At 70.3% G+C, this 20817-nt stretch carries 20 protein-coding genes; 12 read left to right on the top strand and 8 right to left on the bottom strand.

What is annotated here, in order from left to right; genetic code table 11:
- Nucleotides 1–8: 8 nt before the first annotated feature.
- Together ACIBK0_RS09545 and ACIBK0_RS09540 are read right to left on the bottom strand one after the other, a co-directional pair.
- Nucleotides 9–1403 (bottom strand): metallopeptidase TldD-related protein, encoded by a 1395-nt coding sequence (locus ACIBK0_RS09545; RefSeq protein WP_399077412.1) that lies wholly within the window; start codon nt 1401–1403, stop codon nt 9–11.
- Nucleotides 1400–2923 carry a TldD/PmbA family protein gene (locus ACIBK0_RS09540; protein ID WP_399077410.1) on the bottom strand — a complete coding sequence of 508 codons (1524 nt, stop codon included), beginning with the start codon at nt 2921–2923 and terminating at the stop codon, nt 1400–1402. The genes ACIBK0_RS09545 and ACIBK0_RS09540 overlap by 4 nt, the downstream gene beginning before the upstream one ends.
- Before the next feature lie 248 nt (nt 2924–3171).
- On the opposite strand from ACIBK0_RS09540, the gene fabG reads away from it, so the two are divergent.
- The 3 genes from fabG to ACIBK0_RS09525 all read left to right on the top strand — a co-directional run bounded on the left by fabG (nt 3172) and on the right by ACIBK0_RS09525 (nt 5146).
- Entirely contained in the window at nt 3172–3876 is a 705-nt protein-coding gene (gene fabG, locus ACIBK0_RS09535) for a 3-oxoacyl-[acyl-carrier-protein] reductase (RefSeq protein WP_399077407.1), read from the top strand.
- A gap of 5 nt (nt 3877–3881) precedes the next feature.
- Nucleotides 3882–4649 carry an enoyl-ACP reductase FabI gene (fabI, locus tag ACIBK0_RS09530; RefSeq protein ID WP_399077405.1) on the top strand — a complete coding sequence of 256 codons (768 nt, stop codon included), beginning with the start codon at nt 3882–3884 and terminating at the stop codon, nt 4647–4649.
- Between the two features lie 152 nt (nt 4650–4801).
- Nucleotides 4802–5146, top strand: a complete 345-nt coding sequence (locus ACIBK0_RS09525) for a hypothetical protein (protein ID WP_399077403.1) — start codon at nt 4802–4804, stop codon at nt 5144–5146.
- Here ACIBK0_RS09525 and ACIBK0_RS09520 read toward each other — a convergent pair.
- Nucleotides 5130–5837 (bottom strand): FadR/GntR family transcriptional regulator, encoded by a 708-nt coding sequence (locus ACIBK0_RS09520; protein WP_399078009.1) that lies wholly within the window; start codon nt 5835–5837, stop codon nt 5130–5132. The two genes, ACIBK0_RS09525 and ACIBK0_RS09520, sit on opposite strands and share 17 nt — an antisense overlap.
- Nucleotides 5838–5950: 113 nt before the next feature.
- On the opposite strand from ACIBK0_RS09520, the gene ACIBK0_RS09515 reads away from it, so the two are divergent.
- The 4 genes from ACIBK0_RS09515 to ACIBK0_RS09500 all read left to right on the top strand — a co-directional run bounded on the left by ACIBK0_RS09515 (nt 5951) and on the right by ACIBK0_RS09500 (nt 8453).
- Nucleotides 5951–7303, top strand: a complete 1353-nt coding sequence (locus ACIBK0_RS09515; protein ID WP_399077401.1) for a CynX/NimT family MFS transporter — start codon at nt 5951–5953, stop codon at nt 7301–7303.
- A gap of 31 nt (nt 7304–7334) precedes the next feature.
- Nucleotides 7335–7451: an SGM_5486 family transporter-associated protein gene (locus tag ACIBK0_RS09510; protein ID WP_369245614.1), complete on the top strand. Its 117-nt coding sequence runs from the start codon at nt 7335–7337 to the stop codon at nt 7449–7451.
- Nucleotides 7452–7618: 167 nt separating this feature from the next.
- A complete protein-coding gene (locus ACIBK0_RS09505) occupies nt 7619–7834 on the top strand; it encodes a hypothetical protein (RefSeq protein WP_399077398.1) in 216 nt (71 codons plus the stop codon).
- A gap of 100 nt (nt 7835–7934) precedes the next feature.
- A complete protein-coding gene (locus ACIBK0_RS09500; protein WP_399077396.1) occupies nt 7935–8453 on the top strand; it encodes a SixA phosphatase family protein in 519 nt (172 codons plus the stop codon).
- A 63-nt stretch (nt 8454–8516) separates the two neighbouring features.
- Here the strand turns inward: ACIBK0_RS09500 and serB are convergent, their stop codons facing one another.
- Entirely contained in the window at nt 8517–9728 is a 1212-nt protein-coding gene (gene serB / locus ACIBK0_RS09495) for a phosphoserine phosphatase SerB (RefSeq protein ID WP_399077394.1), read from the bottom strand.
- Between the two features lie 383 nt (nt 9729–10111).
- A complete protein-coding gene (locus tag ACIBK0_RS09490; protein ID WP_399077392.1) occupies nt 10112–11917 on the bottom strand; it encodes a streptophobe family protein in 1806 nt (601 codons plus the stop codon).
- 242 nt (nt 11918–12159) lie between these two features.
- Here ACIBK0_RS09490 and ACIBK0_RS09485 point away from each other — a divergent pair, with 242 nt between their 5' ends.
- Nucleotides 12160–14658, top strand: coding sequence for an FHA domain-containing protein (locus ACIBK0_RS09485; RefSeq protein ID WP_399077390.1), 2499 nt, complete (start codon nt 12160–12162; stop codon nt 14656–14658).
- Between the two features lie 81 nt (nt 14659–14739).
- Here the strand turns inward: ACIBK0_RS09485 and ACIBK0_RS09480 are convergent, their stop codons facing one another.
- The 3 genes from ACIBK0_RS09480 to ACIBK0_RS09470 all read right to left on the bottom strand — a co-directional run bounded on the left by ACIBK0_RS09480 (nt 14740) and on the right by ACIBK0_RS09470 (nt 17640).
- Nucleotides 14740–15528, bottom strand: a complete 789-nt coding sequence (locus tag ACIBK0_RS09480) for a transglycosylase SLT domain-containing protein (RefSeq protein WP_399077388.1) — start codon at nt 15526–15528, stop codon at nt 14740–14742.
- A gap of 298 nt (nt 15529–15826) precedes the next feature.
- Nucleotides 15827–16948: an S-adenosylmethionine:tRNA ribosyltransferase-isomerase gene (locus ACIBK0_RS09475; RefSeq protein WP_399077386.1), complete on the bottom strand. Its 1122-nt coding sequence runs from the start codon at nt 16946–16948 to the stop codon at nt 15827–15829.
- Nucleotides 16945–17640 (bottom strand): SDR family NAD(P)-dependent oxidoreductase, encoded by a 696-nt coding sequence (locus ACIBK0_RS09470; protein ID WP_399077384.1) that lies wholly within the window; start codon nt 17638–17640, stop codon nt 16945–16947. Before ACIBK0_RS09470 ends, ACIBK0_RS09475 begins: the two co-directional genes overlap by 4 nt.
- 187 nt (nt 17641–17827) lie before the next feature.
- Between ACIBK0_RS09470 and ACIBK0_RS09465 the strand changes: the two genes are divergently transcribed.
- From ACIBK0_RS09465 to ACIBK0_RS09450, 4 genes are all read left to right on the top strand, one after another.
- On the top strand, nt 17828–18973 hold the full coding sequence (locus ACIBK0_RS09465) for a GAF domain-containing sensor histidine kinase (protein ID WP_399077382.1): 1146 nt from the start codon (nt 17828–17830) through the stop codon (nt 18971–18973).
- The gene (locus ACIBK0_RS09460) at nt 18966–19607 is read left to right on the top strand and encodes a response regulator (RefSeq protein ID WP_399077380.1); all 642 of its coding nucleotides are present in this window, start codon (nt 18966–18968) and stop codon (nt 19605–19607) included. The genes ACIBK0_RS09465 and ACIBK0_RS09460 overlap by 8 nt, the downstream gene beginning before the upstream one ends.
- A 205-nt stretch (nt 19608–19812) precedes the next feature.
- Nucleotides 19813–20058 (top strand): chaplin, encoded by a 246-nt coding sequence (locus ACIBK0_RS09455; protein WP_399077378.1) that lies wholly within the window; start codon nt 19813–19815, stop codon nt 20056–20058.
- A gap of 197 nt (nt 20059–20255) precedes the next feature.
- Entirely contained in the window at nt 20256–20495 is a 240-nt protein-coding gene (locus tag ACIBK0_RS09450; RefSeq protein WP_399077376.1) for a chaplin family protein, read from the top strand.
- Nucleotides 20496–20817 lie beyond the last annotated feature (322 nt).

Below are 20817 nucleotides of genomic sequence, written 5' to 3'. Positions count from 1 at the left end.
GTACGAGGTTATACGCCCTGACTGACAGAGCTCATATTGAAGTCCGGCACCCGCAGGGCCGGCATCGCAGCCCTAGTGAACCAGTCGCTCCACTCCCGCGGCAGCGTCTTTTCCGTCCGCCCCGCCTCCGTGGCCCGGCCCAGCAGGTCCACCGGCGACTCGTTGAACCGGAAGTTGTTCACCTCGCCGATGACCTGGCCGTTCTCGACGAGGTAGACGCCGTCCCGGGTCAGCCCGGTCAGCAGCAGCGTCGCCGGGTCGACTTCTCGGATGTACCAGAGGCAGGTCAGCAGCAGGCCGCGCTCGGTGGCGGCGACCATCTCCTCCAGGGAGCGGTCCGCGCCCCCGTCCAGGACGAGGTTGCCGATCGACGGTGTCACCGGAAGCCCGGTCAGGCCCGCGCTGTGCCGAGTGGTCGACAGGTGCTTCAGCTCGCCCTCGCCGATCCACTCGGTGCCCATGAGCGGCAGCCCGTTGTCGAACACGGAGGCGTCGTCGCCCGAGGAGTGCGCGAGAACGAACGGGGCGGTTTCCAGGCCCGGCTCGTTCGGGTCGCTGCGCAGCGTCAGCGGCAGCTCGGTGAGCTTCTCGCCGATACGAGTGCCGCCACCGGGCTTGCTGAAGACCGTCCGGCCCTCCGCCGCGTCCCGGGCCGCCGCCGACCACATCTGGTAGATCAGCAGGTCCGCGACGGCGGTCGGCGGCAGCAGCGTCTCGTAGCGTCCCGCGGGCAGGTCGATGCGCCGCTCGGCCCAGCCGAGCCGTACCGCCAGCTCCGCGTCCAGCGCCGCCGGGTCGACGTCCTTGAAGTCCCGCGTGGACCGCCCGGCCCACGCCGAGCGCGTACGGTCCGGCGACTTCGCGTTGAGCTCCAGCGTGCCCTTGGGCTGGTCGTGCCGCAGCCGCAGCCCCGTCGACGTACCGAGATAGCTGGAGACGAGTTCGTGGTTGGCGAAGCCGTAGAGCTCGCGGCCGCCGGCACGCGCGCGTGCGAACGATTCGCCGAGCGCCGGCGCGAAGTCCGCGAAGACGGCGGACGAGGTCTCGGCGGGCGCGTCCGTGAAGTCGGGAGACTCCGGCACACCGGTGACCAGCGGCTGGGCGTCCTCGGCGGGACCGGCGCCGCGCGCGGCGGCCTCGGCGGCCCGTACCAGCGGCTCCAGCTCGTCGGCGGTCACCGCCGAGCGCGAGACGACCCCGGACGCCGTGCCCTCGCGGCCGTCGACAGTGGCGATCACGGTCAGTGTGCGCCCGCGCGTGACCCCGTTCGTGGTCAGGGCGTTGCCGGCCCAGCGCAGGTTGGCGGTCGACTCCTCGTCGGCGATCACCACGCAGCCGTCGGCCCGGGAGAGTTCGAGGGCGCGCTCGACGACCTCGTGCGGCTTGTTGGTGCGAGCACTCATCGACCGGCCTCCTGCGTGGTGTTGAGGATGTTGACACCCTTGAAGAGGGCGGACGGGCAGCCGTGCGAGACCGCCGCGACCTGGCCCGGCTGGGCCTTGCCGCAGTTGAAGGCACCGCCCAGGACATACGTCTGCGGGCCGCCCACCGAGGCCATCGAACCCCAGAAGTCGGTGGTCGTCGCCTGATACGCGACATCGCGCAGCTGACCGGTGATCCGGCCGTTCTCGATCTTGAAGAAGCGCTGCCCGGTGAACTGGAAGTTGTAGCGCTGCATATCGATGGACCAGGACCGGTCGCCGACGACGTAGATGCCGCGGTCGACGCCCCCGATGAGATCCTCCGTCGACATCCCGGCCGGATCCGGCTGCAGGGACACATTGGCCATGCGCTGCACGGGCACATGCCCGGGGGAGTCGGCGTACGCGCACCCGTTGGACCGCTCGAAGCCGGTCAGCTTCGCGATGCGCCGGTCCAGCTGGTACCCGACGAGCGTCCCGTCCTTGACGAGGTCCCAGGACTGCCCTGCCACCCCCTCGTCGTCGTAGCCGATGGTCGCGAGGCCGTGCTCGGCGGTCCGGTCACCGGTGACGTTCATCAGCTCGGAGCCGTACCGCAGCTTGCCCAGCTGGTCGAAGGTGGCGAAGGAGGTCCCGGCGTACGCAGCCTCGTAACCGAGCGCCCGGTCCAGCTCGGTGGCGTGGCCGATGGACTCGTGGATGGTCAGCCACAGGTTGGAAGGGTCGACGACGAGGTCGTACACGCCCGACTCGACGCTCGGCGCCCGCATCTTCTCCGCCAGCAGCTCGGGGATCTGCCCGAGCTCGGACTCCCAGTCCCAGCCGGTGCCCATCAGGTACTCCCAGCCGCGCCCGACCGGCGGCGCGAGGGTCCGCATCGAGTCGAACTCGCCGCTGGACTCGTCGACGGACACGGCGGTGAGCTGCGGGTGCAGCCGCACACGCTGCTGCGTGGTCACGGTCCCGGCCGTGTCGGCGTAGAACTTGTTCTCGTGCACGGTCAGCAGCGAGGCGTCGACGTGATTGACTCCGTCGGCCGCCAGCAGCCGAGCGCTCCAGTCCGCGAGGAGCCCCGCCTTCTCCTCGTCCGGTACGGAGAACGGGTCGATGTCGTACGAGGAGATCCACGACTTCTCGGCGTGCACCGGCTCGTCCGCCAGCTCCACGCGCTCGTCGGACCCGGCCGCCTTGATCACCTGGGCCGACAGCTTCGCCATCGCCACGGCCTGCGACGCCACCTTCGCCGCGGCGTCCATCGTCAGATCCACGCCCGACGCGAACCCCCAGGTCCCGCCGTGCACCACCCGCACCGCATACCCCAGATCGGTGGTGTCCGACGACCCGGCGGGCTTGGCGTCCCGCAGCCGCCAGGCCGCGCTGCGCACCCGCTCGAAGCGGAAGTCCGCGTGCTCGGCGCCCAGCGCCCGCGCCCGCGCGAGCGCGGCGTCGGCCAGGGCGCGCAGCGGTAGCGCCGTGAAGGCTTCGTCGATGGAATGAGGCACCGAGGTCTCCCTGCTGTCGTGGCCTGTCGGGTCCGATCATGTCGCGCGGGCGGGTCCGGCGGCCACGCCTTTCCCGGGCAGGCCGCAACTTTCGGTCGACCGACCACGGCTTTCTGTAGGGATCCGACAGCGAGTCCCCGATCCCACTGTTGGTGCCCGATTCTCCGCACGGCGGACCGGACCGATAGGTTTTCGATGAAGGCGCCTGTCTTGCAGGGGTTCCATTCCGCTATCGAAAGGGTGATCCGTTGAGCCGCTCGGTTCTCGTCACCGGAGGCAACCGGGGCATCGGCCTCGCCATCGCCCGCGCGTTCGCCGATGCCGGCGACAAGGTCGCGATCACATACCGCTCCGGTGAGCCGCCGTCCGGCTTCCTCGCCGTCAAGTGCGACATCACCGACACCGAGCAGGTGGAGCAGGCCTACAAGGAGATCGAGGCCGAGCACGGCCCGGTCGAGGTCCTCGTCGCCAACGCCGGCGTCACCAAGGACCAGCTGCTGATGCGCATGTCCGAGGAGGACTTCACCTCGGTCATCGACACCAACCTCACCGGCGCCTTCCGCGTCGTCAAGCGCGCCAACCGCGGCATGCTGCGCGCCAAGAAGGGCCGCGTCGTCCTCATCTCGTCGGTCGTCGGGCTGCTCGGCTCGGCGGGGCAGGCGAACTACGCCGCCTCCAAGGCCGCCCTGGTCGGTTTCGCCCGCTCGCTCGCACGGGAGCTGGGCTCGCGCAACATCACGTTCAACGTCGTCGCGCCCGGTTTCGTCGACACGGACATGACCCAGGCACTCAACGACGAGCAGCGTGCGAACATCGTGTCGCAGGTGCCGCTGGGCCGGTACGCGCAGCCCGAGGAGATCGCCGCGACGGTGCGGTTCCTCGCCTCGGACGACGCCTCGTACATCACTGGAGCCGTCATCCCCGTTGACGGCGGACTGGGAATGGGTCACTGAACACCATGAGCGGAATTCTCGAGGGCAAGCGCGTCCTGATCACCGGTGTGCTGATGGAGTCCTCCATCGCCTTCCACACCGCCAAGCTGGCCCAGGAGCAGGGCGCCGAGATCATCCTGACCGCGTTCCCGCGGCCCACGCTGACCGAGCGCATCGCCAAGAAGCTTCCCAAGCCCACCAAGGTCATCGAGCTCGATGTCACCAACGACGAGCACCTCGCCCGCCTGGCCGACGTCGTCGGTGAGGAGTTGGGCAGCCTCGACGGCGTCGTCCACTCCATCGGCTTCGCACCGCAGGACGCCCTCGGTGGCAACTTCCTGAACACGCCCTTCGAGTCGGTGGCCACGGCCATGCACGTCTCGGCGTTCTCCCTGAAGTCGCTGACCATGGCCTGCCTGCCGCTGATGCAGAACGGCGGCTCGGTCGTCGGCCTCACCTTCGACGCTCAGTACGCCTGGCCGCAGTACGACTGGATGGGCCCGGCGAAGGCCGCACTGGAGGCCACCAACCGTTACCTCGCCCGCGACCTGGGCAAGCAGAACGTGCGCTCCAACCTCATCTCGGCGGGCCCGATCGGCTCGATGGCCGCGAAGTCCATCCCGGGCTTCAGCGAGCTCGCCGCGGTGTGGGACTCCCGCGCGCCCCTGGAGTGGGACCTCAAGGACCCGGAGCCGGCCGGTCGCGGAGTCGTCGCTCTTTTGAGTGACTGGTTCCCGAAGACCACGGGCGAGATCATTCACGTGGACGGCGGTCTGCACGCCATCGGCGCCTGATTTCCTCCGCGAGGCCGACGCCCCGTTTCCCGCAGCGTGCGGGGACCGGGGCGTCGCCCATTTGGCCCATCCGGTCGGGCGGCCCGGCCCCCATACCGCGCACGCTGGGAGTACGCACCGCCCCGCAGCCGTACGGCCGAGGAGGTCCCCTTGTGCGCCTGTCCCGCCGCTTCGCCCCGGTGTTCGCCGCTGTCGCTCTGGTGATGGCTCTGCCGTACGACGCCACACCTCACGCGCGCGTGGGGGCCGGAAAACCCGTTGGCCCTCAGCTCTTCGGCGCCGAGTGCCGCACCAGCGTCACCGGCTCCCGCGTGGTCGCCTACTGCCACAACCCGTACCCGGAGACCGACCGGGTCAGCCTGCACATCGAGTGCGCCCGCTGGTGGGACCTCGACACCGACAGCACCCTCGTCGACACCGCGCCCGCCGCCACGGTGCGGCTCACCGGCCGGTGCTGGAAGGAGATCCGCTCGGTCTGGATCAGCCACCAGAGGTGAGATCCGGGCCCTGCACGCCGAGCCGTCCCGGCCGGCACAGGAACGGATAGCCCGCGGCCTCCGTCGCGGCTGCCTGCGCGTCGCCCGCCCGGATCGCGTCGACGAGCCGGGCGTGGTCCATGTACGTCTCCGGGGTCAGCTCCTTGCCGACGTCCTCGCGCAGCCAGTCACGCAGCACCTCCCCCAGGTCCGCGTACATCGCCGTCATGACGTCGTTGTGGGACGCGCCCACCACCGCCAGGTGGAACGTCGCGTCGGCGGTCACGAAGGCCTCCGCGTCGCCCGACTCCCATGCTTCCTCCCGGCGCACGAGGAGAGCGTCCAGCTGCTTCAGATCGCGCTCGGTGCGCCGCTCGGCGGCCAGCTTCGCGGCGCTCGACTCCAAGGTGGAGCGCAGTTCGGCGATGTGCCGCGGGTCGGCGTCCGCGAAGCGGCGGTGCATCACGCCCGCCAGCTCGCTGGTCGCCACGACGTAAGTGCCGGACCCCTGGCGGATGTCGAGCAGTCCGTTGTGGGCGAGGGCACGGACGGCCTCTCGGACCGTGTTGCGGGCGACGCCGAGTTGCTCCACCAGCTCGGGCTCGGTGGGGATGCGGGAGCCCACCGGCCACTCGCCCGAGGTGATCTGGTTCCGCAGTTCGGCGATGACCTGCTCGGACAGCGCCGAACGGCGGGGGTGGCTCAGCGGCATGGCGGTCCTTCGTACGGGCGGCACGGGGTGGTCGGTCACGCGGGCCGGAGGCTCCGGAGATTAACGCAAGGGGATTGGACAGCCAATCATCCCATGATTCTATGATGGTCGACATGACTGGCGAGGAGACCCGGACGATGACGTCCACACCGATACGCAGCTCCGCCGAGAGCGTGGAGCCCCCGTCGTCGTCCACGCGCGCGTGGACGACGCGACTCGTGGTCGTCGGCATCGTCCTCACCGCGCTCAACCTGCGCCCGGCCATCACCAGCCTCGGCGCCCTCCTCGAAGAAGTGCGCGAAGGACTCGGCATGAGCGGCAGCGTCGCCGGACTGCTCACCTCCGTACCGCCGCTCTGCTTCGCCGTCTTCGGTGTCATGGCGCCGCGGCTCGCCCGCCGCTTCGGGCCCGGCGCGGTCGTCTGCGCGGGCATGGTCGCCATCACGGCGGGCCTGGCGATCCGGCCGTACGCCGGGAACACGGCCGGCTTCCTGGCCGCCAGTGCCCTCGCCCTCATGGGCATCGCCGTCAGCAACGTCCTGATGCCGGTGATCGTCAAGCGCTGGTTCCCGGACCGGGTCGGCTCCATGACCGGCCTGTACTCGATGGCGCTCGCACTCGGCACCTCGGCCGCCGCCGCGGTGACCGTGCCCATGACCGACGCCCTGGGCGGCAGCTGGAAGTCCGGGCTCGCGGTGTGGGCGGGGCTCGCGGCGGCGGCCGTGGCGCCGTGGATGGTGCTGGTACGCGTGCGGGGTGCCGATTCCGAGGACGGTGCCGCCGGTCGGCGTACCGATGCCGGGACCGGCGCCGGCGGCCGGAGTCCCGGTACCGGGACCGGCACACCCGCTCGACAGGAGCCCGACGGGCTGCGCATCACCCGCAGCCGTACCGCCTGGGCGCTCGCCGTCTTCTTCGGTCTCCAGGCCACCGCCGCGTACATCACGATGGGCTGGATGGCGCAGATCTTCCGCGACGCCGGAGTCGCGGCCGGGACCGCCGGACTGCTTCTCGCGGTCACCATGGTGATGGGCGTGCCGCTGGCCTTCGTCATCCCGCGTCTCGCCACGCGGCTGCCCCATCAGGGGCCGATCGTGGTCGTGCTCGGCGCCTGCGGACTCGCCGGATACGCGGGCCTGTACTTCGCCCCGGCGAGCGGCGCCTGGGCCTGGGCCCTGCTGCTAGGCGTCTCCAACTGCGCCTTCCCGTTGGCTCTCACCATGGTCGGCATGCGGGCCAGGACCGGCGCGGGCGTCGCCAAGCTCTCGGCGTTCGCCCAGAGCACCGGCTATCTCCTCTCGATCCCGGGCCCCCTGCTGGTGGGCGTGCTCTACCAGCACAGCGGCGGCTGGGGCCTGCCGCTCGCGCTCATGGCCGGGCTGATGATCCCGCAGATCGGGGTGGGCATTCTGGCGGGCCGCAATCGCACGGTGGAGGACGAGGCCGCGCACCGACCCCACCCCTGAGGGGGCGGACGAAGGGTGCGAGACTGGCCGTATGCCAGTGCTCGAACCGAACCCCCAGAACGGCCAGAAGAAGATGCTGCTCGTCTTCGGCACGTTCCTCGCCATCACCGTGATCATCGGCATCATCGCGACGATCGCCTCACCCTGACCCGCCCGCCCGCCGCCGGTGGTAGGGCTAACCCCCCATCCCCTAGGGGGTGAGTGTCAGGGGTAAGTGGGTGGATCACCGGATGGGTTGAGGGCTGCGCATTCCGTAACTTCGAGATGTGGCCGCGAGGACGCGGACCACCGAGCACTCGAAGCCACGGAGGCGTCATGTCGGCCCGTACGTACACCCGGCCCCGTCCGGCGACCTCGGGCCGCGTCGACATCCGGCTGCCCTGGTGGGCCCTCGCCCTGCCGACGCTCGCCTTCGTCACCCTGCTGCTCCTGATACTCAACCCGGTGGACGCGCACGCCGCGGGCGGCGACCCGGCGATCACCCAGGTCTTCGAGCACGTCCAGCACACGATGCTGCACCAGGCGCCCTGAGCTCCCCCGACGGGCCATGCAGGACTGCCCGGTCACCCCTGCCGGGGGAGCGCGCCAACTCCCTGCGCCACATGGCCTGTTTCATGCGAAGCTGGGACGCATGAGCGTCGCAGAACCCCGCAGGATTGTTCTCTTCCGGCATGCGAAAGCCGACTGGCCACAGGTGTCCGATCACGAGCGGCCGCTCGCCGACCGGGGCCGCATGGACGCCGCCGTCGCCGGACGCAAGCTGGCCGACACCGGCATCCCCGTCGATCTGGCCCTCTGCTCCACCGCGACCCGGACCCGCGAGACCTGGAAGCTCGCCGTCCACGAGCTCCCGCACCGGCCGAAAACGGTCTATGAGGAGCGGCTCTACGAAGCCTCGCCCGGCGAGCTGATCGCCGTTTTCAACGAAACCTCCGACGACGCGCAGAATGTTGTGCTGATCGGCCACAACCCGGGCGTGCACGGCCTCGCGGAGATCCTGGCCGGCCAGGCCGAGGGCGACACCCGCACCCGGATGAACAGCCGAGGATTCCCCACCGCCGCCTTCGCGGTGCTCTCCTTCGACGGCTCCTGGAAGTCCCTGGAGCCCGGAGTGGCCACGCTGATCGACTACTGGGCGCCGGACGAGTAACCCGCGTCTATGAGATGGGGCCCGGCACCAAGGCGGTGCCGGGCCCCATCTGTGCATCTGTGCTCAGTGGTCGTCCAGGTGCATGTCCGCCGCCTCGACCTCTTCGCGGGTGACACCCAGCAGATACAGCACCGTGTCCAGGAAGGGGAAGTTCACCGCGGTGTGCGCGGCCTGGCGCACGACCGGCTTGGCGTTGAACGCGACGCCGAGACCCGCCGCGTTGAGCATGTCGAGGTCATTGGCGCCGTCGCCGATCGCCACGGTCTGGGCGAGCGGTACGCCCGCCTCGGCGGCGAAGCGGCGCAGCAGCCGCGCCTTGCCCGCGCGGTCCACGATCTCGCCGGTGACCCTGCCGGTCAGCTTCCCGTCGACGATCTCCAGCGTGTTGGCCTGCGCGAAGTCGAGCCCGAGCCGCTCCTTGAGGTCATCGGTGACCTGAGTGAACCCGCCCGAGACGACACCGACTTGGAAGCCGAGCCGCTTCAGCGTACGGATCAACGTGCGCGCACCCGGCGTGAGCCGCACCTCCTCGCGCACCTTGTGCACCACCGAGGCGTCCAGCCCCTTCAGGAGGGCCACGCGCGCGTGCAGCGACTGCTCGAAGTCCAGCTCCCCGCGCATCGCGGCCGCCGTCACCTCGGCGACCTCGGCCTCGCAGCCGGCGTGCGCGGCGAAGAGCTCGATCACCTCGTCCTGGATGAGCGTCGAGTCCACATCCATCACCACAAGACGCTGGGCCCGCCGGTGCAGCCCCGCCGCGACCACCGCGATGTCGACACCGAGTGCCGAGGCCTCGGTCATCAGCGCGGTGCGCAGCGCCTCGGTCTCCGTACCGGACACGGCGAACTCGACCGCCGTCACCGGGTACTTGGCGAGCCGGAAGATACGGTCGATATTGCCGCCGGTCTTCGTGATCCGCGCGGCGATCGACGCCGTCGACTCCGCGGTGAGCGGGTGTCCGAGCACGGTGACGAGCGAACGTCCGAGTCCGCGCGGCCGGTTGTCGCCCAGGCCGGAGATGATCTCCGCCTGCATCTTCATCGACTCCGCCCAGCTGTGGACGGTGGCCCGCAGATCACCCTCGAGTCCGGCGGGCGGCTCGGTCACGAGCGCGCACAGCACGATCCGGCCACGGGTGACGACCTGCTCGATGTCGACCACGTCGACGGAGTAGGCGGCGAGGGTGTCGAAGAGTCCGGCCGTGATGCCGGGCCGGTCCTTGCCGAAGATCTTGACGAGGAGAGTGGGGACGTCAGAGGTCTGCGAAGCGCTCATGGTGCCTCCCACCGTATCCGGCACCCAGTGCCCTGCGCCCGCGCGGTCCGCCCTGCGGACAGTGAACTCTGGGTGACGCCCGCCGACGCGGCCACCGTACGTCGGCGGAAGGCCCGCCCGGTGGCCCGAAGCCCGGGTCTTCTCGCCCTCTCCGCCCCTACCCGTCCCGTCCCTGGGGGCTCCGCCCCCAGCCCCCCGGGTCGGCCTGAGCGGCCTCGTCCTCGGACGCCGGACGAGCGGATGGGTACCTGCCGGGCCGAAAGATCGTGCCGCAAGCCCCACGCACCCGCAGCCGCGGACGCGCGGCCCCGACCCACCACCGGGGGAGGCCTGTCACCGGCCCCTCGAGTCACCGGCCCCCTCGAGTCACCAGCCCCCTCGAGTCACCGGCTCCCACGAGGCCTCCGTGGCGGCGGCGTCCCTCCGTCAGGCGGTGGCGGCGGTGGCGGCGGCCCCTCCTGCGGCCGCGCCTGTTGCCGCCGCTTCGGCTGGGGTCCGATCGGCCCCACCACCGTCGGCGCGCCGTACACGTCATCGCGCGGCGGCGAAGCCCCCGGCGGCCGGCTGCCTCCCGGCGGCCGCACGCCTCCCGGCGGCCGCCCGACGTCCGGCTCCCGCAGCTCGTCGGGCAGTCGCAGATACGGATTGGTGTCGGGATTCGGCGGACGGTACGAGGTCTGGGGGCTGTACGGTCCGGGCTCCCCGGCGAGCACGGGGTACTCGGCCGCGGGCACCGAGCGCCCGGCGTCACCCAGTGCCGGCGGCGCCGCCCGTCGCCCCGCGGCCCCGCTCGCGTACGCCAGCAGCGCTCCCGCCGCCCCCGCCCCCGCACCCCACGCGGCGCCGAGCAGCAGCGCCATGCTCAGGTGCCCGTGCAACTCGATCCCGGCGCCGAACGCATCGAAGCCCAGCACCGACAGCGAGGCGTCCGCGGACACCTCCGTCAGCCACGCGAGCAGCGGCAGTGCCAGCGCCGTCACGACCCCCAGACGAAGAGCGCAGCGCCCCGCGAAGCCGAGGGCACCCCCGCCCCGTACATCTGTGGCACCCGCAGCTCCCGCGACGGCGGCACCCGGCCCCCGTACAAATGGCGTACGCGCGGCGGCCAGGACGCCCGCGAACAGCATCATGATCGCGGTCGCCACCCCCAACAGCCACACGCGGCCGTCGAGTTCGGCGAGTCGGCCCAGCGTGACGGGCTGGTCGGAATTGACACTCAGTAGCTTGTCCAGGGGGTCGGGGAGCAGCTTGGCGAGCTCGCCCGTGGCCTTGCCGTCCCAGGGGACGAAGAGGCCGATGGGGATGCCGAGCCACACGCCGTTGGGCGCGCCGAGCAGGGCCGCGCCCGCGATCCGCTTGGGATGGGCGTCGCCGATCGCGGCGTACGCGGCCGCCGCGAGCCCGGCCAGGACTGCCACCAGCAACACGCTGACGAGCGCGGAGGCGGCGGGGCGTACCACCCGGTGCACGGCCTCCCAGCCGCGTGGCAGCGGCGTACGCCGGGAGGCCAGCAGGGCGATCACCAGGATGCCGGCCGCCCAGGCCGCACCCCCGAGCAGCGTGGGCACGGTGTCGACCGTGAATCCCACGGCGGCCTTCGCGTTCACCAGATCGCCGATCTTGCCGGGCAGCAGCCCGCCGAGGTCTCCGAGCCCGCCGGGGAGCTTGTCCGTGATGCCGCCGAGTCCGCCGCCACCGGTGACCTTGTCGAGCCCGAGCTTGCTCCCGTCGATCGTGATGATGTCGTGACCGGCCCAGGCGAGCCCGCCCAGCGTCGCCACGAAGAGCAGCACCACCGCGCCCGCGCGCGCGAGGAGTTCGGAGGGCGCGACCACAACTCCCGCCCCACGCAAGGACCGTAAGAAGAACCAGGACATCAGGAGTGCGCCGACCAACCCCACACCCAGTGGCGTGATCTGCATGGCCGTGTGCGCCTCCGCTCCTTTCAGGCCGAAGGCCGACACATCGCCGGACGGCTTGACCGCACCATTGGCCCCAAGCGCCACCACCGCGGCGGTCATCGGCCCGAGCGAGCCCGCCGCGTCGGCCCCGAGCAGATGCAGTCCGAGCGCGGCCGTGCCCGCCATTCCGATCAACGCCCAGCTCACAGAGGCGATCGCGGACAGCAGCACGTCCCCCCAGGGCACACTCCTGACAGCCCCGCCGTGGTCCGCGGTCTCGATACTCATCGTCAGACCCCCCGATCCGCGCCGCGGCGATCCACCGCGGATGTCCCCCCTCGCGTGGGATTACCACTCTCCGGGCCGGTTTCAACCCCGTCAACGGAAACGGGCAACCCGCCCGAACGCATCCTTCACAAGGCCCGACTTTCGGTCAGGGGGCTCCTACTGAAATAGTTCCCCACGATGTTCGACATCCCTAGACTCCCTGTGATGGGGGTAACTCGGGGGACAACTCAGTGGGGCATGGAGTGCCGGAACTCGTACTGGAATTGAATGGACGGACCTGGACGCTCGATGCGTCCAGGCCATACACCCTCGGACGTGATCCGCAGGGAGACATCGTGCTCGACGACGCCAGGGTCTCCTGGCGTCACGCCACGATCAGCTGGGGCGGCCGCAGTTGGGTCATCGAGGACCACGGCAGCACCAACGGCACGTTCGTGCAGGGGCAGCGGATCCACCAGATGGAGATCGGCCCCGGCTCGGCCGTGCACCTCGGCAACGCGACCGACGGACCGCGCCTGAACGTGTCCGGCGCCGCGGCGTCGGTCGCCCAGCCTCAGCAGCAGCCGTACGCGGCGCAGGGCGCGAGCCCTGGCTGGGCCCAGCAGGCACCGCAGCAGCAGGCCCCGGAGCAGGGCTGGCAGCAGCCGCAACAGGCGGCGAACATCCCGCCGCAGCAGGGACCCGGTGGTGGCGCGGGGGCGCCGCCGGTCTACGGCGACCGCAGCCCCACCACGTTCCACCAGTTCTCGCTCGGCCGTGTGATGCGCATCGGTCGTGCGCTGGAGAACGAGCTGGTCGTCTCGGACCTCCAGGTCTCGCGCCACCACGCCGAGTTCCACGCGACGCCCGACGGCCGCTTCGAGATCCGCGACCTCGGCTCGCACAACGGCACGTACGTCAACGGTATGCCGATCGCCAAGGGCGGCTCGGCGCTGCTCGGCCCGAACGACATCGTCGGCGTCGGTCACTCGACGTTCCGTCTGGTCGGCGACCGCCTCGAGGAGTTCGTCGACACCGGTGAGGTCTCCTTCTCGGCCCGCCACCTGACCGTCACGGTCGACGGCGGCAAGCAGATCCTCAAGGACGTCTCCTTCGGCGTGCCCGAGAAGTCGCTCATCGCGGTCATCGGCCCGTCGGGCTCCGGCAAGTCGACGCTCCTGAAGGCGCTCACGGGCTACCGCCCCGCCAACCAGGGTGACGTCCTCTACGACAACCGGAACCTGTACAAGCAGTTCGCCGAGCTGCGCCAGCGCATCGGTCTGGTCCCGCAGGACGACATCCTGCACAAGGAACTGACCGTCAAGAAGGCCCTCAAGTACGCGGCCAAGCTGCGCTTCCCCGCGGACACCACGGGCGAGGAGCGCGAGGCCCGCATAGACGAGGTGCTGCGCGAGCTGAAGCTGGACATCCACAAGGAGAAGAAGGTCACCTCCCTCTCCGGTGGCCAGCGCAAGCGCGTCTCCGTGGCCCTGGAACTGCTCACCAAGCCCTCGCTGATCTTCCTGGACGAGCCGACCTCCGGCCTCGACCCGGGCATGGACCGCGACGTCATGCAGCTGCTGCGCGGCCTCGCCGACGACGGCCGTACGGTCCTCGTCGTCACGCACTCCGTGGCCGAGCTGGCGATCTGCGACAAGCTCCTGGTGATGGCGCCCGGCGGCTCCGTCGCCTACTTCGGCCCGCCGGAGGAGGCGCTGAACTTCTTCGGCTACGAGACCTGGGCCGACGTCTTCTCCGCCTTCGAGAACTACCGCGACTACGACTGGGCGGGCCGCTGGAAGGGCTCGCAGCACTACCAGATGTACGCCGCGGACATCGACGCGGTCGCCCCGCAGTCGGCGAACATGCCGCCGCCGCAGGCGATCAAGCCGCCCAAGCCGCAGAGCTGGGGTTCCCAGCTGACGACACTGATCCGCCGCTACGTCTCGGTGATCGCCTCCGACAAGGGCTTCCTCGCGCTGACGGTGATCCTGCCGGCGGTCCTCGGGTCGGTGAGCCTGCTCATCGACTCGGACAAGACGCTGCTGGTCAATCCGATCATCACGAAGGCCGGCGTGCACGTCGCGAACGGCACGGCGACGACGGTGCTGCTGATCCTCGCGGTCGGCGCGTGCTTCGCGGGCGCCGCCAACTCGGTCCGTGAGCTGATCAAGGAACGGGTCATCTACGAACGGGAGCGCGCGACGGGTCTGTCGCGTTCCGCGTATCTGATGTCCAAGGTCATCGTGCTCGGTGTGGTGACCGTGCTGCAGGGCGCGCTGGTCGGCGCGATCGGCTTCGGCAGCCGGACGGTCCCGGACGAGGGCCTGATCCTGAAGAGCCTGCCCAAGGTCGAGCTCACCATCCCGATCATGGCCCTCGGCTTCGCGTCGATGATGTTCGGCCTGGTCATCTCCTCGCTGGTGAAGACCGCCGAGAAGACCATGCCGCTGCTGGTCATGTTCGCGATCGTCCAGGTCGTCTTCACGGGCTGCCTGTTCATCCTGAACGGCACCCCTGGCGTCAATCAGTTCTCGTACCTGATGCCGGCCCGCTGGGCGGTCGCCGCCTCCGGCACCACGCTGGACTTCAACAACATCTTCCCGAACCAGGACGACCCCAGCAGCACGGACCCGCTGTGGGACCACACGGCCGGGGCCTGGACCCTGGACATGATCGCCCTGATCGTCCTCGGCGTGCTCTGCGGCTTCTTCGTGGCCCGCTTCCTGCGCCGCCACGAGCCCGAGGTCATGCGGAAGTAATCGCTCAGGCATGGCGGAAGGGCGGCACCCCCTCGGGGGTGCCGCCCTTCGGCGTACGTGTCGGAGCTCCGCGCCTCGGCGTCAGTACGCGCTGTTGACGTTGTCCATCGAGCCGTACTTGTCGGCCGCGTAGTTGGCGGCGGCCGTGATGTTTGCGACCGGGTCGTAGATGTTCCACGAGGTGCCGGCCACGTGGTACGCGTTGAACGTCGGCGGGATGACCTGGAGCAGGCCCTTGGACGGGATGCCGTTGATGGCGTTGATGTCCCAGTCGTTGATGGCGTTCGGGTTGCCCGAGGACTCGCGCATGATGTTGCGGTGCAGGCCGTTGTACGAACCCGGGATGCCGTGCTTCGCCATGATGTCGAGGGACTCGCGGATCCAGCCGTCGAGGTTGTTGGCGTAGGTCTTCACGGCGACGGTCTGGATCGTGGGGCGCTGCGCGGAGCGGCTCGCGGCCTGCACCTTGGCGCGGGCTTCCTCGGCCTTCTTCTTCGCAGCGGCCTCGGCAGCGGTCTTCTTCGCGGCAGCCTCAGCAGCGGCCTTCTTCGCGGCGGCAGCGTCGGCCGCCTTCTTCGTTGCGGCGGCAGCGGCGTCGTCAGCGGCCTTCTTCTTCGCCGCGACGGCCTGGGCCTTCAGATCGGCGCCGGCCAGCTGGTCCGTGATGCGGGCCTTCACGTCCTTGATCGGCTGCTCGCTGTAGGCGACCTGGGCCGTGGAGAGGGCCTCGGTCGTGGTGGTCTGGGAGTTGCCCGGGACCAGAGAGAACGCGAGAGCGGCCGCACCGAGGGTCGCGACACCGGCGATCGAAAGCTTGTGGGCCTTGGTCAGCTTGGGACTATGGCCAGGAGTGGTGATGTTCTTGGTCATGACTGATGGACCTCTTCGAATAGCGCGGAGATCGCTCTCGGTCCGGTGGGGACAGAGTGTTTCCGGAACAAGCGCCGTGGGGTGGAACCCGCAGCGCTGAGCGACGGAGGCAATTCTTAGCGGCCGCAAAATGCTGTGGCAAAGGTGTGACGTACGAAGCCGGGTAGTGGACGCGGAAAGGGCAAAACGGGGCAGACTGTCACGTCTGCCCCGCTCATACGGGATCCCTTTATCTCCTATGTCCGTTCGTACGTGATGTGCGCCCTATGTGCGGGCTCACATCGGTCGTGAACCAATCTCACCAACAGTTGCTTGAGCAATGCTCAGAGTGAGGGGTCTCGCTCGGGAGGATGAGGTGCACGTCCCCGAACTCGTGCCACAGGTAGAGCCCGCGCAGTGCCTCGTCGTAGCTGCGGTCGATCGCCGCCCCGCCCGCGATCGCCTCCAGCATCAGCAGATGCGAGGCCTCCGGCTCGTGCAGCCCGGTCAGCAGCCCGTCGACGACCCGCACCCCGCGCTCCGGGGTCACCACGAGATCGGTCCAGCCCTTCGCCGCCCGGACCACCCCGTCGGGCCCCGTCGCGGACTCGACGGCACGCACGGCCGTCGTACCGACGGCGATGATGCGGCCTCCACCGGCCTTCGCCGCGTTGATCAGCCGCGCCGACGCCTCGGGCACCTCGTACCGCTCCGGATACGGCGGCTCATGGGCCTCCGCCGACGCCACCCCCGTGTGCAGCGTGATCGGCGCGAACTGCACACCCCGGCTCACCAGCTCCGCCACCATCCGCGCGGTGAAGGGGCGCGCCGCGCTCGGCATCTCCGCGCTGCCCGCACCGTCGGCGGACGGCAGCGCGAACACCGTCTGGTACACGGACAGCGGCTGATCCCTCTGTGTATAGGAGTAGCGAATGGGCCGCCCGTGCCGCCGCAGCAGCCCCAGGACGTCCGTGTCCGACACCCGCGCCCACCACAGCCGTGGGCTCCACGAGGCCAGCGGCTCCTCCAGTACGAGTCGTACGGCCCCGGGGAGGCGGAACTCTGTTCCCGCGGGCCCGCCCGCACGCGCGCGCGTGGTTCCCCTTCCGTCGGGATCCCGCAGCTCGACGGCCCACCGCCCGTCATCGCCGCGCGTGGAGAAATGCACCACCACGCGCGCGTGCCCGATCCTTCCGTCGACGGCGGCCGCCAGCGTGGTGGAGGTGTTGACGACGAGCAGATCCCCGGCCCTCAGTTGCCGGGGCAGCTCCACGAACTCGTGATGCGACACCTCGGTGCCACGCGAAACCAGCAGCCGTACGGAGTCCCGGTCGAGCCCGGGCCCCCGCTGCTCGGCCGGCACCCGCGCCGACAGCTCCTCCGGCACCCTCCCCCACGCTCGATTGCGCTCGGGCGTGGGGACCCCCATCGCGGTCGTCATCGCTCCTCCAGCAGAGCCGGGGCGCCGTAACGACCACTGACCGGGCGCTCGTCCAGCAGCCGCAGAAAGGCCGGAACCACACTGCCGGGCGTCGGCCGTGGATCGTCGTCGTCCGGTACGGCCGCCGTGTACAGGTCCGTGGCCATGTCCCCGGGGTCGACCGCCCAGACCCGAAGGCCGGGCTCCTCCTCGCCGAGCACGGCCGAGAGGTGGTCGAGGGCCGCCTTCGACGCTCCGTAGCCGCCCCACGTCGGGTACGCCTCGGCGGCGGCGTCCGAGCTGATGTCGATGACGGTGCCCGCCCGAGCGGCCCGCAGCAGCGGCAGCGCCTCCTGGATCAGGCCCAGCACGGCGACGACGTTGACCTCGAGGGCCTGCCGCAGGCCGTCCAGGGTCAGCTCCTCCAGACGCACCAGCGGCTCGGCCCCCAGCGCGCTCGCGTTGTTCACCAGAAGGTCGACACCACCGAGCTTCCGGGCCGCCGCGACCAGCTCGGCGCGGTGCCCGGCGTCCGTGACGTCCCCGGGGAGCGCCTCCACGCGCGTCCCGTACCCGGACAGTGCCACCGCCGTCTCCTCCAGCACCCCGGCCGTTCTGGCATCGAGCACCAGATCCCAGCCGCGCTCCGCCAGGGCCGCACCGAGCGCCCGCCCCAGCCCCTTCGAAGCCCCCGTGATGATCGCTACCGGCATGACGTCCGTCCCCTCGTCCCGTGACCGCCGCTCCCGGCGGGTGTCTTCAACCTAGGAACCCGGCCGCCCCACCGCCTCGTCCGCGGGCCGCAATGATCCAGGGCCCTTCGTCCTAGTCCTGCAGGCCCAGGCGACCGCCATCACAGGTCCGATACGCGTTGTCACACCCCGCCGGTACTTTGGGGTCATGAGCCAAGGACCTCGGTCGGGCCTGTACGCGGTGAGTTCCGCGCTACTGGCCATGAGCAGGCATCTCGAAGTGCGCGACGTCCTCAAGACGATCGTCGCCTCCGCCCGAGAGCTGCTCGACGCGCAGTACGCGGCCCTCGGCGTGCCCGACGACCACGGCGGCTTCGCCCAGTTCGTCGTCGACGGCGTCAGCGACGCCCAGTGGAAGGCCATCGGCCCCCTCCCGCGCCAGCACGGCATCCTCGCCGCGATGCTGCACGAGGCCCGCCCCGAGCGCCTGGCCGATGTGCGCAAGGACCCCCGTTTCGAAGGCTGGCCCTCGGCTCACCCCGACATGTCCGACTTCCTGGGCCTGCCGATCCGCGACGGCGACGAGGTCATCGGCGCGCTCTTCCTCGCGAACAAGAACTGCCCCAAAGTGGACGGCAGGTGCGGCTTCACCGAGGACGACGAGGAACTGCTCACGATCCTCGCCCAGCACGCCGCGATCGCCCTGACGAATGCCCGCCTGTACGAGCGCAGCCGCGAGCTGACCATCGCCGAGGAGCGCTCCCGGCTCGCCCATGAACTCCACGACGCGGTCAGCCAGAAGCTGTTCTCCCTGCGTCTCACCGCGCAGGCCGCCGCTGCCCTCGTCGACCGCGACCCGTCGCGCGCCAAGGGCGAGCTCCAGCAGGTGGCGGCGCTCGCCGCGGAGGCCGCCGACGAACTGCGCGCGGCCGTAGTCGAGTTGCGCCCCGCCGCCCTCGACGAGGACGGCCTGGTCGCCACCTTGCGCACCCACATCCAGGTCCTCGACCGCGCCCACTCCGCGCGCGTCACCTTCGCCGGCCGCGGGGTACGGGCGCTGCCCGCCGCCCAGGAGGAGGCCATGCTGCGCGTCGCCCAGGAGGCCCTGCACAACGCGCTGCGGCACTCCGGCGCCGCCCAGGTCGACGTGACCCTGGAAAAGCGTGGACCGGGCGCCGTGCTGCGCGTCACCGACGACGGCAGCGGCTTCGAACCCACCGCGATACGCAGCGCGGGCCGCCACCTCGGGCTCGTGTCGATGCGTGACCGGGCGAGCGGAGTCGGCGGCACACTCACCGTGGAATCGGCGCCCGACAAGGGCACCACGATAGAGATGGAGGTCCCTGGTGGCTGACGCAATCAAGGTGCTGCTCGTCGACGACCATCAAGTGGTCCGCCGGGGCCTGCGCACCTTCCTCGAAGTTCAGGATGACATCGAGGTCGTGGGAGAGGCGTCCGACGGCGCCGAAGGAGTCGCCCGGGCCGAGGAGTTGAAGCCCGACGTCGTCCTCATGGACGTCAAGATGCCGGGCATGGACGGCATCGACGCGCTGCGCAAGCTCCGCGAACTCGCCAACCCCGCACGCGTGCTGATCGTCACCAGCTTCACCGAGCAGCGCACGGTCGTCCCGGCCCTGCGCGCGGGCGCCGCCGGGTATGTGTACAAGGACGTGGACCCCGACGCCCTGGCCGGCGCCATCCGCTCCGTGCACGCCGGGCACATCCTGCTGCAGCCCGAGGTCGCGGGCGCGCTGCTGTCCCAGGAGGAGGCCAACTCGGGTCAAGGGAGGGGCGGTTCGCTCACCGAGCGGGAGCGCGAGGTGCTCGGCCTGATCGCGGACGGCCGCTCCAACCGCGAGATCGCCCGCTCACTCGTCCTCTCCGAGAAGACCGTCAAGACGCATGTTTCGAACATCCTGATGAAACTCGACCTCGCCGACCGGACCCAAGCCGCGCTCTGGGCCGTACGGCATGGAGTGGCGGGCTGATCACCAGCGGATACGCGACGGATCCGCGCTCTGGCGCACTCCTCGGAGCATGTCGGCGCGCGGCAATTCGGAGGGTTCCACTCCGGGATGAGATTCATACCGTCGGGTGTATGTCCCCCGGATGGCGCACCCTCTGTGGATCTCGCCCGTTCTCCAATGCGTGCTGCGGCGACTTGCCGCAGTGATCGCAAGGAGGGGTTTCGAAGTGAAGAACCTGAAGAAGGCCACTGCTGTCGCGATGGTGGCGGGTGGCCTGGTCGCCGCCGGTGCCGGTATGGCCTCCGCCACCAACGGCGCCTGGGCGGGCGGCAGCGCCGAGGGCTCCCCGGGCGTTGTCTCGGGCAACCTCATCCAGGCCCCGGTGCACGTCCCCGTGAACGCGGTCGGCAACAGCGTGAACGTCATCGGCGTTCTCAACCCGGCCTTCGGCAACCTCGGCGTCAACCGCTGAGTTCTGTACCGGAACCATCATGACCACCGGCCTTCCAGGGGTCCCCTGGGAGGCCGGTCAGGTTGTCGTCTCATCGCCCGACTGAACCGAACGGGCCTTTCGGGACGGCATCCCGTGCCGTCAGTTGTGTCCTCAGCGTTGCTCAGCGTACGACCCGCGGCCGGGTCGGACCCGTACACGCAGGAGGAACGCTTCCCATGAACATCGCCAAGAAGGCCGCCCTGGCCGTCACCGTCGCCGGTATCGCCGCGGGCGCTTCCGCCGGTGCCGCGGCTGCCCACTCGGGTGCCGAGGGCGCGGCCGTGTCGTCCCCGGGCGTCGCCTCGGGCAACGTCGTCCAGGTCCCGGTCCATGTCCCCGTCAACGTCGTGGGCAACACTGCCAACGTCATCGGCCTTCTGAACCCGGCCTTCGGCAACGGGGCTGCCAACAACTGACCCGCACCAACTGCAAGGGGGCCCCGCGAAGGAAACACTTCGCGGGGCCTTTCCTCGTCGTCCGGCCGGCGGCCACCGCAGCGGTCGTGGCTGTGGGCCTGTGCGCTACGGGGGCGTCGGCCCCACCCGCAGCGGCGCGGGGTGATGCGGGCGCCGGGTGCGGCCGCAGCGGTCGTGGCTGTGGGCATGCGTGCAGCTAGAGCCTGTCGTTTGGATCAGGCCCTAGGTGTTCTGTCCATGGAGGTTGGTGACGCAGGTCTCGGCTGAGGGATCTTGAAATGGGTGAGGGCCTTCTGGCCTGGTGTGGATTGCGACATCTGCA

It is taken from the genome of Streptomyces sp. NPDC050564, from assembly GCF_044457265.1.
Lineage (GTDB): Bacteria > Actinomycetota > Actinomycetes > Streptomycetales > Streptomycetaceae > Streptomyces.
Note: the sequence above shows the minus strand (reverse complement) of the source record. Positions and strands in the feature narration are given on the sequence as shown.